General features: G+C 62.5%; 12 protein-coding genes and 1 rRNA gene. 8 read left to right on the top strand and 5 right to left on the bottom strand.

The features are described 5' to 3' along the window. Nucleotides 1-9: 9 nt before the first annotated feature. From LMG28727_RS24995 to LMG28727_RS24985, 3 genes are all read right to left on the bottom strand, one after another. A complete protein-coding gene (locus LMG28727_RS24995) occupies nucleotides 10-1,668 on the bottom strand; it encodes an ATP-binding protein (RefSeq protein WP_201644990.1) in 1,659 nt (552 codons plus the stop codon). A 5-nt stretch (nucleotides 1,669-1,673) separates the two neighbouring features. Next, the gene (locus LMG28727_RS24990) at nucleotides 1,674-3,191 is read right to left on the bottom strand and encodes an ATPase domain-containing protein (RefSeq protein ID WP_201644989.1); all 1,518 of its coding nucleotides are present in this window, start codon (nucleotides 3,189-3,191) and stop codon (nucleotides 1,674-1,676) included. 78 nt (nucleotides 3,192-3,269) lie between these two features. Beyond that, the gene (locus tag LMG28727_RS24985) at nucleotides 3,270-4,187 is read right to left on the bottom strand and encodes a LysR family transcriptional regulator (protein ID WP_201644988.1); all 918 of its coding nucleotides are present in this window, start codon (nucleotides 4,185-4,187) and stop codon (nucleotides 3,270-3,272) included. 194 nt (nucleotides 4,188-4,381) lie between these two features. Here LMG28727_RS24985 and LMG28727_RS24980 point away from each other — a divergent pair, with 194 nt between their 5' ends. The 5 genes from LMG28727_RS24980 (at nucleotide 4,382) to LMG28727_RS24960 (ending at nucleotide 9,693) form a co-directional block, all read left to right on the top strand. Further along, nucleotides 4,382-5,434 carry a porin gene (locus LMG28727_RS24980; protein WP_201644987.1) on the top strand — a complete coding sequence of 351 codons (1,053 nt, stop codon included), beginning with the start codon at nucleotides 4,382-4,384 and terminating at the stop codon, nucleotides 5,432-5,434. Between the two features lie 87 nt (nucleotides 5,435-5,521). Next, a complete protein-coding gene (locus LMG28727_RS24975) occupies nucleotides 5,522-6,604 on the top strand; it encodes an alpha/beta hydrolase (RefSeq protein WP_201644986.1) in 1,083 nt (360 codons plus the stop codon). Next, the gene (locus LMG28727_RS24970; protein WP_201644985.1) at nucleotides 6,601-7,959 is read left to right on the top strand and encodes an MFS transporter; all 1,359 of its coding nucleotides are present in this window, start codon (nucleotides 6,601-6,603) and stop codon (nucleotides 7,957-7,959) included. The genes LMG28727_RS24975 and LMG28727_RS24970 overlap by 4 nt, the downstream gene beginning before the upstream one ends. 30 nt (nucleotides 7,960-7,989) lie before the next feature. Then, complete coding sequence (locus LMG28727_RS24965) at nucleotides 7,990-9,003, top strand: alpha/beta hydrolase (RefSeq protein WP_201644984.1); 1,014 nt, start codon at nucleotides 7,990-7,992, stop codon at nucleotides 9,001-9,003. A 249-nt stretch (nucleotides 9,004-9,252) separates the two neighbouring features. Beyond that, nucleotides 9,253-9,693 (top strand): hypothetical protein, encoded by a 441-nt coding sequence (locus LMG28727_RS24960; RefSeq protein WP_201644983.1) that lies wholly within the window; start codon nucleotides 9,253-9,255, stop codon nucleotides 9,691-9,693. Between the two features lie 13 nt (nucleotides 9,694-9,706). On the opposite strand, the gene LMG28727_RS24955 is transcribed toward LMG28727_RS24960, so the two are convergent. After that, nucleotides 9,707-10,315 carry a histidine phosphatase family protein gene (locus LMG28727_RS24955; RefSeq protein ID WP_201644982.1) on the bottom strand — a complete coding sequence of 203 codons (609 nt, stop codon included), beginning with the start codon at nucleotides 10,313-10,315 and terminating at the stop codon, nucleotides 9,707-9,709. Between the two features lie 233 nt (nucleotides 10,316-10,548). On the opposite strand from LMG28727_RS24955, the gene LMG28727_RS24950 reads away from it, so the two are divergent. Continuing rightward, nucleotides 10,549-10,770 (top strand): CbtB domain-containing protein, encoded by a 222-nt coding sequence (locus tag LMG28727_RS24950; RefSeq protein WP_201644981.1) that lies wholly within the window; start codon nucleotides 10,549-10,551, stop codon nucleotides 10,768-10,770. 11 nt (nucleotides 10,771-10,781) lie between these two features. After that, a complete protein-coding gene (locus tag LMG28727_RS24945; RefSeq protein ID WP_201644980.1) occupies nucleotides 10,782-11,522 on the top strand; it encodes a CbtA family protein in 741 nt (246 codons plus the stop codon). 333 nt (nucleotides 11,523-11,855) lie between these two features. On the opposite strand, the gene LMG28727_RS24940 is transcribed toward LMG28727_RS24945, so the two are convergent. Next, complete coding sequence (locus LMG28727_RS24940) at nucleotides 11,856-13,778, bottom strand: FUSC family protein (protein WP_201644979.1); 1,923 nt, start codon at nucleotides 13,776-13,778, stop codon at nucleotides 11,856-11,858. A 1,024-nt stretch (nucleotides 13,779-14,802) separates the two neighbouring features. On the opposite strand from LMG28727_RS24940, the gene LMG28727_RS24935 reads away from it, so the two are divergent. Beyond that, a 16S ribosomal RNA gene (locus LMG28727_RS24935) occupies nucleotides 14,803-14,997 on the top strand; the annotation flags it as partial.

Genomic DNA, 14,997 nt, shown 5'->3' with positions numbered 1-14,997 from the left:
ATTCACCGGTCAGGCGACCAATCCCAGCCTCACCGTGCGCGCCAGGTCATCGAGCTGGAACGGCTTACGCAGAATCGTGCAACGCTTGACCGCCAGCCCCGAGATATCCACATCTGCGTAACCGGTGGCGAGAATCACCGGCAAGTCTTCGCGCATCTTGCGCGCCTCGGCGATCACGTCGATACCGTTCATCCCCGGCATCGCGAAGTCGACCATCAGCAGATCCGGCTTGTCGTCCTGCAAGCGGTTCAAGCCCGCCTGGCCGTCCGCCGCTTCGGTCACGGTGTAGCCGAGCATCCGTAGCGACTCGACCAGCATCGCCCGCACCTCGCCATCGTCCTCGACCACCAGCACGCGTTTTTCGCCGACCGCGTTCGCCTCCGCATTGGATGCTGCTTCGGCCTGCGGCGCCACCGGCTCGCGCAACGGCAACCAGATTTCCACGGTCGTACCCGCGCCTTCTTCGCTGAAAAGCCGCGCGGTGCCGCCCGCCTGCCTCGCGATCCCGTAGACCTGGCTCAAGCCGAGGCCCGTGCCTTTGCCGATCGGCTTGGTCGTGAAAAACGGATCGAACACTCGCGAGACCACGTCGGCCGGTACGCCCGAACCGGTATCGGCCACTTCGAGCACGACATACTGGCCGGCCGGGAGGGTCTGATCGGGCGCCGTGCGTTGTTTCACGCGAATGCCAAGCTGGCCGCCGCCCGGCATCGCGTCGCGTGCGTTGATCGCCAGATTGAGGATGGCCAGTTCGAGCTGATTGGCGTCGGCCTGGGTCCACATTTCGGCGGCGTCGAATTCGTTGGCGTAGCGGATGCTCGATCCGAGCGACACCGTAATGATGTCGCGCATGCCTTGCAGCAGCGCCACCACGTTGACGGCTTTCAGATCGAGATTGCTGTTGCGCGAGAACGTCAGCAACTGGCCGGTGAGCTTCGCGCCGCGTTCGGTCGCGCGCTTGACGGTGGCGGCCATGCCGCGAATCCGCTCGTCGGCGCTGACCCGCGCGATCAACTCCGAGTTGACCATGATCACATTCAGCAGATTGTTGAAATCGTGCGCGATGCCGCCGGTGAGCTGCCCGAGCGCTTCCATTTTCTGCGATTGCACCAGCACCGCCTGCACCTTGGCGCGTTCGTGAATCTCCATCATCAGCCGGTTATTCGCGGACGCGAGTTCGTGCGTGCGTTCGGCAATCCGGCTTTCCAGCGAATCGTTCAACTGCACCAGCGCGTTCTGCGCCTCGATCCGCTCGGCGAGATGGCGGCGCGATTCGTATTGGCGCGCGCGTGCCCGCAGCGACGACGCCACCGCGCGCCGCAGCGTCTCCGAATTCAGCGGACGTTCGAGCACGACCACGTTGCCGAGCTGTTCGAGCACTTCGAGTCCACTCGCCGACCGATGCCCGAGCCGCGACGCGGCGAGCAGGATGAACGGAAAGTCGGACCACGCCGGCTGCTGTCTGAGCCACGCGAACAGACGCACCGCATGATTGCCCGCGAGCGCTTCCTCGGCGATCAGCGCGGCGCCCGCACCGATGTCGAGTGCCTCGGAGAGCGCGTCGGCATCGCGGCAGGCCACGCAGATCCGCTCGTCTTTATGCAGCACTTCGGCAATCACATCGGCGTCACGGCCGAACGGCGCCAGGATGAGGACGCGTTCCTCCATGGCCATTACTGCCGGACCGTTTCGATGACATGCTCCTTGGTGCCGAGCAACGCGGTGCTGCCGCGATACGAAGGCAGCCCGGACAGCACCCCTTCGAAGTCGCGCAAGGCTTCGCCGACCTCCACCCCGTTGCCGCCGAGGCGGAACTGGCGGATCGAGCGTTCGTGGGCATTGGCGCGGCTCTTCACGGCAGTGACCGCCGTCAGCACTTCGCCGTAATGTTCGAAATAGCGGAACAGCACGACAACATCGCTCAGATAGCTGATGTCGATATCGTTCTGCACTTCGCCGATGATGCCGTGCTGCCCCAGCACCAGCATCGTGATCACGCCTTGCTGGTTCAGATAGCCGAGCAGTTCGTGCATTTGCAGCAGCAGATAGCGCTCGCCGGGCATCGCCTGCAGATAGGCGTTGAGGCTGTCGATCGCGACGTAGCGCACGCCGTCTTTCTCGACCGCGTCGCGTACGTTGCTCGCAAACTCGCCGGGCGAGATTTCGGCCGGATCGATCTGACGTAGCGTCAGCAGGCCGCTCTCGACGTGCGGCGCGAGATGCATGCCGAGCGTCGAGCAGCGAATCATCAGCGTGGTGAGCGTTTCGTCGAACACGTAGTACGCGCAGCGCTCGCCGCGTTCGAGTGCGGCCATCAGGCACGACACCACCGTGGTTGTCTTGCCGACCCCCGACGGGCCGATCATCAGCGCGTTGGTGCCCGGAATCAGGCCGCCGCCGAGCAGCGCGTCGAGGCCGTCGGTGCCGGTGCTGACCACGTGCGTATTGAATTCGGCATGGTGCTCCGCGGCCACCAGGCGCGGATACACGTGGATACCGCCCGTGTCGAGCGTGAAGTCGTGGTAGCCCTCGCGGAACTTGATGCCGCGCATCTTCGCGATACGTGCGCGGCGCCGGTTGCCGCCGTAATCGTGGGCCACGTTATCGAGACTGATCACGCCGTGCGCGATGCTGTGCAACTGCACGTCGCCGGGCTCGGACGAGTTGTCGTCGAGCAGCAGCACCGTGCATTCGCGGGTCGCGAAAAAGCGCTTGAGCGCCAGAATCTGCCGGCGGTAGCGCAGCGGGTTCTGCGACAGCAGGCGCAATTCCGACAGGCTGTCCAGTACGATCCGCGTGGGTTTGAGTTCGTCGACCTGCTGGATCACATTGCGCACGGTCTCGCCCAGTTCGACCTCGGCGGGATGCAGCACGGTCTGTTCGTACTGAGGATCGAGGCCTTCGTCGGAAAGCAGTTCGAGAATCCTGAACCGGCTGACGTCCCAACCGTGACTTTCGCCTACCGCGATCAACTCGGAGCGCGTCTCCGACAGCGTGATGTAGAGGCCTCGCTGTCCATCTTCGGCGCCCTTAAGTAAGAATTGCAATGCCAGCGTAGTTTTGCCCGTGCCAGGCGCCCCTTCCACCAGGTACATGCGACGAGGCGTGAGGCCTCCGCCCAGAATGTTGTCGATGCCGTCGATTCCGGAGGAAAGGCGGCCGGGCGTGCCAGCAGCAGGTTTGTTTGACATGGCGTAGCGGTCTGCGTCGTATTTGGAATGGCGGGCAATTGCCCGTCCGGTACGGCGAGATTGCAATTTGCGTGCCATTCAGCCGCTTACACGCTCCTTCACCAACTGGATAAACCGCATCGCCGCGCTGTTATGCAGCGCCTCGGGGTAAGCGAGATGGAGCGGCGCGCTCAGTCCCGACGGGTGGGTCAGCGTGCAATACACGGTGCCCACATGGTCGTAGCGTTGCATCGACGCGGGCACCAGCGTGACCCCCATCCCTGCCGCGACGAGGTTGATGCCGGACACCATGCGCGGCACTTCGCGAGCGACTCGCGGGACGAAGCCGGCCTGACGGCACGCGGCGAGGATATCCGCATACATGCCGGGCGCGCCGGGGCGTCTCACGAGGATGAAGTCTTCGTGCGCCAGCGCCTTCAATGACACTTGCGGCCGCTTCCTGGCGGCCTTGCCATCCCCTTTGAGCAGCGGATGCCCGAGCGGCAGCACGACGACCATCGGTTCGTCGAGCAATAGCTCGAACGCGACGCCCTCGCGCACGTCCACGGGCTTGCGCAGGAACGCCGCCTGAATCTGGCCCGCCGCAAGGCGCTCGATGATTTCCGCCGCGTTGAGTTCGGCGAGTTCGACCGATACCTCGGGACAGACGGCCCGGAACGCGCGGATCGCCTCCGTCGTGAACGGGTGGAACGCGGCGGAGCTGGTCAGTCCGATCGACAGAGTCCCCAGTTCTCCGCGCGCAATCCGGCTGGCTTTTTCCACCGACGCCTGCAGGTTTTGCAACAGCTGTTGCGCGTCTTCCGCGAATGCGTGACCCGCTGGCGTCAGCGTTACGCCGCGCGGCATCCGGATAAACAGTTCGAAGCCGATTTCTTCTTCGAGACTGCGGATCTGTTGCGAAAGCGGTGGCTGCTGCATTGCCAGCCTTTCAGCGGCGCGGGTGAACTGGCCTTCTTCGGCAACCGTCAGGAAGTAACGCAGATGACGCAATTCCATGGTGTCGGGTCTCCTTGCTGGCGGGGGCGCACAGCATGCTGTTCGCTGCCATATTTATTAAATATGGATAGTGCGTAAAACAGGTATTTTACATTTACCAGCGCCGCTCCTACGATCTCGTCCATCGCATCGACCCCTGGCGCAAGCAGGTGTGAATTCGCTGCGACATACAACAAGATGAAATGGAGACTCCGGTGAAAAAACAATACGCAGCAGCCACGTTAGCCCTGATGAGTTGCGCGGTCGCGCACGCACAATCGTCGGTGACGTTGTACGGGGTGATCGACACCAACATCGAATTTCTCAACCATGCGGGCGCGGACGGCGGCTCACTGGTTCGTCAGAATTCCGGCGGTTTGAGCAATTCCCGTTTTGGCTTTCGCGGCAACGAAGACCTCGGTGGCGGCAATCAGGCGTTCTTTATCCTCGAAGGGGGATTCAACGGCAACGACGGCACCAATGCGAGCGCCGGCGTGCTGTTCAATCGCACGGCGGCGGTGGGGGTGTCGAATGCGTATGGCGCGTTGTCGGCCGGTTTGCAGTACACGGCCATGTACGACACGCTGATCAAATACGATCCGATGGTGTTCGGCCAGCAGTACACATGGATGCCGACCACCGGTTTGTCGGACAGCTTTTCGTTCAAGGCGCGCGTGAACAATTCGGTCAAGTATGTCGGTCACTTTGGTGGCTTGACGGCGACCGGCGTCTACAGTTTTGGTGGCTCGGCAGACTCGTTTCAGAGCAGTGCGGCGTATGGCGGCGCGCTCGATTACAGCATCGGCTCGTTCGCGGCGGCGGTGGCCTACGACTACCGCAACGGCGCGATCAATTCGAGCGGCTTGTGGACCAGGTCGCGCAACTGGAGCGCGTCGGCGCGCCAGCAGATTGGCGACGCGACGATCATGGGCGGCTATGAGCATTATCTGTATAACCCGACCAAAGGTGCGACGGTGTCGTCGGCATTATGGTTTGGCGGCGTGCGCTATCTGATCAAGCCGGCAGTTCGCCTGACGCTCGCCGCGTACTACCAGAGCAACAAGGCCGACAACGTGTCGAACGCCTTGATGGGCGTGCTGAGCGGGGACTATATTCTGTCGAAACGAACGGATGTGTATGCAACCGTCGCGTACGCTGCGGCCACGCGTTATGGCGACGGTCAGTACACGCCGGTCGGCGTGACGAGCGATACGGCGTTCGGTCCGAATCAGACCGGCGTAACGCTCGGCATCCGCCACCGCTTCTAGGCGCCGCCCCTTCAATAACCGATATAACGACAGTTTCAGCGATGCGCTGCGTTCAACACGAAGCGCGGTGATCAGGAGCCAGGCCGGATGATTTTCAATTTTTCTCGATGTCTCGCGAGAGTGTGTGCCGCAGCGGCAGTCGGCACCACGCTGACGATGTCGCTCGCGCAACCGGCCTTCGCGGTTCATGCGTACGAGCCGCACCTGAAGCCCGTGGCGACGATCTCGGACACGCGCTTTGCTGTCGACACACCGCAAGGTCACGCTGAGTTTCCGCTCTATCTGTCGAAAGACTGGAGCGTCGCGCAGCCGCAGATAACGCGCGCGGTGATCGTGATTCACGGCAAGCTGCGCAACGCGGACGTGTATTTCCGCACCGCGCAGAAGGCCCGCGACGCCGCGCATGCGGACCCCGACACGACCTTGCTGATTGCGCCGCAATTTCTCGCCTCGCTCGATCTGCGCATCCACGACGAACCCGCCGATTTGCTGCGCTGGAGCGGCAACGGCTGGATGGGCGGCGAAGCGGCGCAAGCGCCGTTGCCGGTCAGTTCATACGACGTGCTCGACGCGATCGTCATGCGTCTGGCCGACCGCAAGCTGTTTCCGAACCTCCGGCACGTGGTGTTCGCCGGGCATTCCGGCGGCGCTCAGGTGGTGCAGCGCTACGCGGTCGCCGCGCGCAATATCACGACGTTGACCGAGGCGGGCATCGACGTCCGTTATGTGGTGGCGAGCCCGTCCACGTATGCCTATTTCGATGCGCAACGGCCCAACGCGCAAGGCGTCGCCGCGCCGTTCGATGCAGCGCAATGTCCCGACTTCAACCAATGGAAATACGGCATGGATAACCGGCCGCCGTATCTCGACGACCGGTCGGCCGCCCAACTCGAAGCGGCTTATGCCGCGCGCCGGATCGACTATCTGGTGGGCGGCGACGATGACGACCCCCAGCAAAGCGCGCTCGATAAAACCTGCGCAGCCGAAGCGCAAGGGCCGCAACGCGTGGCGCGTGCCACGGCGTATTACCGTTATATCCAGGCGCGCCATCCGGATCATCTGGAGCAGAGTTTCCATATCGTGCCGGGTGTGGGCCACAACGGCGCACGGATGCTGACGTCGGTCTGCGCATTGGCCGCGATGTTCGACACCCAAGGATGCGAGCAATGAGCGAAGCGACTCTCCATCAACGAAATGATGCAACGTCCGCTAACGGGTCGTCGAATGGGTTGAGCCCGGCGATGGTGCGTCGCGCGATTTTCGCGTCGGTACTCGGCAACGGGCTTGAGTGGTTCGATTTTCTGATCTACGGCTATTTCGCGAAGATCATCGCGCAGGTGTTCTTTCCAGGCGGCAACGGCTTCGTGTCGATCATGCTGACGCTGGCCACGTTCGCGGTCGGCTTTATCGTGCGACCAATCGGCGGCGTTCTGCTCGGCATTTACGCGGATCGCGCGGGGCGTCGCAAAGCGCTGTCGCTGCTGATCATTTCGATGGCGGCGAGCACGCTGCTGATGGGCCTCACGCCGGGTTACGCGCATATCGGCATCGCGGCGCCATTGCTGGTGGTGCTCGCGCGACTGCTGCAAGGGCTTTCGGTTGGCGGCCAGTTCGCCACGGCTTCGGCGATGCTGGTCGAGTACGCACCGCCGCACAAGAAGATGTTCTATGGCAGCTTCAATATGTCGGCGCAGGCGTTTGCGTTGTTGTTGTCGTCTGGCGTGGGCTATCTGCTGACCACGCAATTGACGCATGAACAGCTGGTGTCATGGGGATGGCGTCTGCCGTTTCTGTTCGGTGCGCTGGCGGGACCGTTCGGGTTCTACATCCGGCATCGCGTGGCCGAGTCGCCGGAATTCGAGCGCCTGCTCGACCACAAGGACAAGCCACCGCGCGTCACCATCCGCCAGTTTTTTCACGACAACGGCGATGCCGCAATCTGCGCGATGGGTGTGATCATCGTCGGCGCGGCGACGAATTATGTGTGGCACTCGTATTTGTCGGTGTATGTCGAGCGGCAATTGCATCTGCCTTTGTCGACCGCGTTGCTCGGCGCATTCGTCTCCGGGCTGCTGAATCTGTTTCTGTTCCCACTGTCGGGCAAGCTCGCCGATCGGTACGGTGCGTACCGGCTGTTCTATCCGATCGTGATTGCGTGGATGATTTGCGTGTACCCGCTGTATTACTTCGTCGTGACGAATCCGACGCCGGGGCATCTGTTCATCGCGCAACTGATTGCCACGGTGTTCCTTGCAGCAATGTCCGGTTCGCACCCTGGGATGCTCGCGACGCTGTTTCCGGTGCGCAGCCGCTCGGCGGGTGTCGCGCTGTCGTACAACATCGCCGTGACGCTGTTTGGCGGGATGGCGCCGCTCACTATCACGGGCTTGACGCGTGTCACCGGCAGCAGTCTGACGCCCGCGTTTTACCTCATTTTTGCCGGTTTCGTTTCGCTCGCGATGGTGTACTTCACGCGATCGGGACGCGAGCCGCGCGGCACGGCGGCGCGACCCGCCACTCATTAGATCAACCCGGATTAACCACGAGCTTATTGCATGACCCAGCCTTTGATGACAGACGACGAACGCGCGCCCAATGAACGTCCGGTTGCGGTCGTCGCGAGCCGGCATCTGACGGTGACGACGCGTGCGGGCAGCGGCACCGTGCCGGTGTTCGCGAACGGCGACTGGCTCGCACCTGCGCGTGAGATCAAACGCGCGGTGATTCTGATTCACGGACGCCTGCGCAATGCGGATACCTACTTCGATCTGGCGCAGCGGACCTGCACGCTGGCCGGCGGCAGCGCGGCCGATACGCTGCTGATCGTGCCGCAGTTTCTCGCGACTGCCGACCTCGACGCGCATGAGGTTCCGTCGTCCACGTTGCATTGGGAATGGACGAGCTGGATGGGCGGCGCGCAGGCAGAAGGTCCGGCGCCGATCAGTTCATTCGAGGTGCTCGACGCGATCGTGCAACTGCTTGCGGCGAGCGAGCAGTTGGCGTCACTGGCCGAGGTGGTGATCGCGGGACATTCGGGTGGCGCGCAGGTCGCGCAACGCTATGCGGTGGTCGCGCGCGATAACGCGTCGCTGGACGCGCGTGGGGTCGGGCTACGGTATGTGGTCGCCAATCCGTCGTCGTACGTGTATTTCGATGCGGTGCGGCCAACTGCATCCGGCGGACTGGCGGTATTTGATGCGGCGGAGTGTCCGTCGTTTAATCGCTGGAAATACGGGCTTGAGGACTTGCCGGCTTATGCGAATGGTGACGACGGCACGGCCTCCGCCGAAGCGCTCGAAACACGCTATGCGCAACGTGACGTGACGGTGCTGCTGGGCAGCGCGGATTGTGATCCCCAGCATCCGGCACTCGACCGCTCATGTGCGGCGCTGACGCAAGGCGCGAACCGGCTGGAGCGAGGGCTGGCCTATGCACGCTATATGGCGGCGCGGCATCCGCAAGGGCCGGCGACGCATCGGGCGTTTGTAATCGATGGCGTCGGGCACGATGCCAACGGGATGTTTGGATCCGCGCGGGGGTTGGAGGCACTGTTTGGCGTGCGCGTTTGATGCTGGATCACTGAAGCATTTGCCTGAAAGCGCGTGTGACGGAGCCGCCAACCGACAACGCCGCTGGCTCGCGGCAAGGTATCGAGAGAATGCCTGACGCGGCACTCGAATGCGGGATGGTGAGCCCATGCGTTAGTGAGCATGGGCACGGAGCGTGCTACCGCACTAGAGGCTGTGCAGGTAGCGCGCCGGTGGCACAAATCCAGTGGTCACGCTACCCGTGAGTCCCCTTCCGAGGAGCAAGCCACCATGAATAAAACCCGATTACTTGCCACCGCTTTTGCCGCTGCATCGTTGGGCGTGTGGGCGCCGTACAGCGCACATGCTGACGATGCGCCCAGTCCCTGCGCGTCGCTCAAACGCATCGTTGCGGCCGCGCCTGGCGGGCTGTCCACGCTGACGCCCGAGGACGGCAAAGGCGTCGCGCAACCTTATGGCGACGACGCCCAATGCGCCGCGAACCACGGCAGTTATCAATGCACGTGGACGCCGCATCCCGATGCCGGCTCGAATGCGGACGCGTTGCAGGCCGTCGCCGGGGATATCGCATCGTGCTTGCCCGAAGCGACCCACGATCAGAATTCGCCGGTACGCCAGCACTTTTACGTTGGCGAAAAAGGCAAGCGAACCAGCATCACGCTGACGCCGGCCGGTTCGAACAAGCTGCGGTTGCTGGTGTCGGGTCAATAACCGATGATGACGGCTAGCTCGACGCAGGCCACCATGTCCAGCCACGCCGCAGCGAGCGTCGCAACTCGACCGCCGAGAGCGGCGCGATTTCAATCCGTGAGAACACAGTTGGCGATGCGCCGAGCGCGTGGACGATCGCTGCCCGCAACACGGGCCCATGCGTGACGGCGACGACATTGCGCGGATGGAGCGATGCGTTGTCGGTTCCGGCTACGTCTAATGTATCGAGCCACTGTCCCACCCGACTCACAAGCTGACTGAATGATTCGCCACCGTGCGGTGCGGCTGCGGGGTCGCTGGTCCAAGCCGCGAGGTCTTGTGGCGCTTCGTTAGCTATTTCAACCAGCTTCTGGCCGTGCCATCGGCCGTAGTTCATGTCGGCGAGACTTTGCTCGACCGTCGTCGCCGTGAGTCCTAACGCCTGGGCTGTCTCGCGTGCGCATGCAGCCGGGCTGACGAACGACGCGACGTCGTCGGGAAGCCCCAGCTTGGACCGCGCGGCTGCGGTTTCGGCGATACCGCGCGCATCGAGCGGGTCGGCGTCGGCTGCGGCGCCAGGAATGCGGCCCGCGCGTTGCGCGGCTGTCGCTGCGTGGCTGATCAGTAACAGTCGTAGGTTCATTCTGTCCATTTCCCTTGAAGCCATGCCGGAGAGCGGCGCGGGCGACACCTGCACGGTCGCGGAGGCCGGAGTTTAGCGCGTAGAATAGCGGGACGACGAAGCACGGAAGCCGGTGAGAGCCCGGCGCGGTCGCGCCACTGTAATCGGCATCGCAAGCCGAAAGCCAGACCTGTGCTTCGCATCATTCCTTTGCAATCGACTTTCGGGGCGCGTTACCCCCAGGAGATGTCCTCATGAACGACACAGTCATTAGTCCGGCTACGCAGCCTGTTGCTCAACCCACGCCGATTCCATTGCGTGAGTTGCTGCCTTGGGTCATTTTCGGCGGTTTGCTGTTGTTACTCGCGATTTACTTCGTTGGTGCGGAAGAGGGGGCGACCTCGCTGGTGCCCGGCATGTACGTGCATGAGTTTGTGCACGACGGCCGCCATTTGCTCGGCTTTCCCTGCCACTAACGGAGTCAACCATGGTTGGTAAATTGTTGGTACGCGGGATGCTCGCGGGCATCGTCGCGGGGCTGCTCACGTTCAGTTTTGCGCGACTGGTCGGCGAGCCCCAGGTCGATCAGGCCATTTCATTCGAAGAAAAGGCCGATGCCGCCAAAGGCGAAGCGCCCGATCCTGAACTTGTGAGTCGCAAGACGCAAGCGGGACTGGGATTGTTGACCGGTGTGGTGACGTTTGGCGCGGCGGTTGGCGGTTTGTTCTCGCTGGTGTTCGCTTACGCTTATGGACGCGTCAGCGTGTTGAGTGTGCGTGCGTTGTCCGCGTGGCTCGCGCTCGCTGCGTTCATTACGCTGGTGATCGTGCCTAATATCAAGTATCCGGCTAATCCACCGTCGGTCGGCGACCCCGAGACGATCGGGATGCGCACGGGACTGTTCTTTCTGATGATCGCCATTTCGATAGCCACGATGGTGTTCTCGCTGAAGGTCCGGCGTCGCGCGATGATGAAGCTGGGCGCGTGGAACGGCTCGATCGTCGCGGGGCTGGTGTTCGTCGTGATCATCGCGGCGGTGCAACTGTCGATGCCCGTCATCAATGAAGTGCCGGCGGCATTTCCGGCGGTGTTGCTGTGGAAGTTCCGGGTGGCTGCGATTGGCATGCAGGTCATCATGTGGACGACGATCGGACTGCTGTTCGGCGCGATGGTCGAGCGGAGCGCCTTCACTCGTTTGAATGTGCGTGGAGTGGCGAAGTCGGCTTGAAGTCGTTGAGGTCGTTGAGGTTGGTTGAGCTGCAGCGTGTAGGGCGTGGGTGACGCGGCCACGCAGAGGGTCGCGCAAGACGCGCAGAGCTCGACTTCGGTTTTGCATCAAGGACTTGGCGCGATTGTGGGCGAGTTATCCACAGGCTTCTGAACAAAAACTGGGGATAACTTTTGGCGCTGGGTTTCGCTCGACGCCACCTGACTCAATTTGACCCGGTGACGTCGTGGTCGCCGACGGGCTGAGGCAGGCGGACTTCGCAGTAACCCATCTGGTTCAGATTTCCCGTCGATTCAATCAGGCCTTTGTTGGCCAGCAGGGTGATACGTTGCGCTACACCCCCCTTCCTCGTAGCGCCCAATTGAACACACGCCGTGCTTTCCCAACTGGTTGCGTCAACCGGTCGAACAACTGCGCTACCGCTCCATCCAGTTGAGCCAGTGCCGGCGCTTTGCCCGGATCGACATCAATACTCGCCGCAAGCACCGCGTGTTGATCCGTTGCACTACGCGCAGAACCGGCCGCTTGCCCGTTGTATCGGGCGATCAACGAATCCAGCCTCCCCACGATCGATTCGACGTGTGACGCGCTCACATCCGCCGCGTTCAGTGCAACGTCTCCCGTCACCCTGTCACGCTGCGCCGGCTTGCTCAACACGCGTGCCCAATGCAGACAGCAGAGCAGCGAACCGGTCGCCAGTTCCACATCGGGATTCCACACCACTACACGCTGCGTCTGCAGCGGCTTCAGTGCGACCCGCAGATCGTGCCACCCGCGATCGAGCCTGCGCATGGCCGCGGCCGCTTCGGGCGCTTCGACACGAGCCCCCGATCCCGCAAGCCGGACGACTTCACGCAGCGCACCCAGCACCGCGCCCAGCCGCGTCTCGACATGACGCGTGGCCGCCAGCGGCATCATCAGAATCGCGACGGCGAACGATACGAGGCAGCCCACCAGCACCTCCTCGATCCGCAATTCGACCAGCGGCCTCATGGCGAATCCCAGTTCGCCGTAGACCAGCCCGACCAGCACCGTGATGAAGAACACGCCCGGCGCGTACGCGCTGAGGATGTAGTACGCCCACCCGAACACGCACAACACCATCGCGGCCACCAACAGCATCGGTGCGTCGTGGAGCGGAGCGACCAGCAACACGCTGACTAGCGCGCCGGCCAGTGTTCCCGCCAGACGCTGCGCGCCGCGATAAACAGTGTCCGCGCGCGAACGTGTGCCGAGAAATACGACGAAGGTCGTGATAACCGCCCAGAACCAGCGTTCTGGAGACAGCGAGTGGCCGATCAGCATCGCGAGAAATGCCGCCGTGGTGGCGCGCGTGGCCGGGAGCCAGCAGAGTTTGGCGCATAGGCCGGCGAGGCGTTGCGCGATCGGCAAGGTGATCGTGCCGTTGACGGTCGCGATGGAAGCAGCGCGGCGCGCGCCGCGGCGATGTGCCAGCTCCCTGAGGCGCGCAATCGCGTGACGCAGCATGTCGTCAGAGGCCCGGGCATTGTGGCCATCGGCAGGTCTCGACGCAAACGCATGCCCTGCCGCTACTTCGACTTCGACGATCCGCTCGCGAATCGCTTCTGCATCGGATGAACCTAGCAGCGCGAGTTGCTCCTCGAGCGATAGCGCGGCTTCGTTCAACGCCGAGAGATTTGCCGCGTGCGGGGCGTGAAGCATACGCGATGCACGCAATGTCACGGTGTGAATGGCGAGCCGGAACGTCGCAGTGGGGCGCAACGGTACGAGCAGACGGCCGACCAGCACGACCATCAGCGGACCCAACGCCGACAACATCAGCGCCTGTATGAGATGCGCGATCGACGGATGATACAGGCCGAGGTAGAAACACACCACGCCCAGCATCGCGCAACCCAGCGCGCGTGGGCCGCAAGCCTGGCAAAGCATGCCGACGAACATCACGATGAGAAAGCCTGCGTCTCCGGCCAACGGGTGACGGCTCAGGACGGCGGCCGCGGCGAAGCACGCGCACGCGCACAGGTACAGATAGAAGAGGGTGCCGAACCACGCGGGGCGTCGTGCATCGCGCAGGAACAGCGGCGCGACCATCGCGAAGAGGATGCCGGGCGCGGCGAGAGTGACGGGTTGGTGGTGAACGACGGTCCACGCGATGCTGGCCGCGCCGGTCAGCAGGCAGGCCAGCGCGACGCGCAGCGCGGTATGGAGGCGCACGAGTCCGGGGTCCGCGGTTAGCAGACGGTCGGTGACGCGCGAAAACGCGGCAGCAATCATGATCGATGATATCCAGGCTAAATGGCCGCGACCGGCTTTTGGCCGATTGCGACAGAGTGGACCATGCGAGGTCCGCCACCTTTGTATCGCCGAATTGGGCTCCCGTGCCGGGATCACCGGCCGCAAGCCCCGTCCGACGACGGGCAATAACACGCGAACAGACATGCCGAACGCGCTGCAAAGGGTGGCGCAGCGAGGTCGTCAGGTTCGGGTTTTCCCGGATGATAGCTGGTCAAAATAAGGGTTGTCGACTGTTTGTGCGCGATGGGCGAGGGGTTGCGGTTCTGCCCGGCGTGAGTTCGTGGTGCGTGGAGTTGTGCTTGCGAGCGTGGACCGCTGCGTCGATTGAGGATGTTTGACGGCAGTGTGCAAGCTGCACGCCACGGGTTCGGGGTGCCTGTTGGAGGAGGTGGTCGACATGCCTATATAGGTTAGGAGCAACGCCGGTGCACGCCGGGCGACGTACGTGCGAATGACTGTGTTGACGGCGGGGCCTCCTGGTCATCCAGGTTTCAGTGCTCGACTGTTAAGGAGGAGGGTCGCGGTGCCGATCATCAGAAGAAGTCGGCATAGATTCGCTGCGGCTATTGTTGAGGCGACATAACAGGTACATCGAATTTAGTCGGATAACTAACTAATCTTCTAATGGGCACTACGGTGCCTATATTTTTAGCATTCTGGGCTTTTTCAAAATATTGTGAGAAGGGGGTTGACGACCTGAGGTCCGATCGCCATAATCTCGTTTCTCTGCTGCAGACGCAGCGACGCAGAACGAAGCGGTGCCGGGTGGTTGAAGTGGGCGCTGCGGATTTCGCGGATCGATCTTTAAAAATTAACAGCCGATAAGTGTGGGCGCTTGATGCGCGATGCGGGTGGGTCCTTCGGGGCTTGCCATAAAGCAGAAGTATCAAGTCTCACACAGTAATGAAAGGAAGGTTTTTCCATTGAAAGATGGAGAGATCATTCGTCAGTACGTTGAGTGAGCGACCGGTTCTTAACGGAACCGAAAAACAGTAACAGGTTTGAACTGAAGAGTTTGATCCTGGCTCAGATTGAACGCTGGCGGCATGCCTTACACATGCAAGTCGAACGGCAGCACGGGAGTAATCCTGGTGGCGAGTGGCGAACGGGTGAGTAATACATCGGAACGTGTCCTGTAGTGGGGGATAGCCCGGCGAAAGCCGGATTAATACCGCATACGCTCTACGGAGGAAAGGGG

This window comes from Paraburkholderia metrosideri, from assembly GCF_904848625.1.
Taxonomy (GTDB): domain Bacteria; phylum Pseudomonadota; class Gammaproteobacteria; order Burkholderiales; family Burkholderiaceae; genus Paraburkholderia; species Paraburkholderia metrosideri.
Note: the sequence above shows the minus strand (reverse complement) of the source record. Positions and strands in the feature narration are given on the sequence as shown.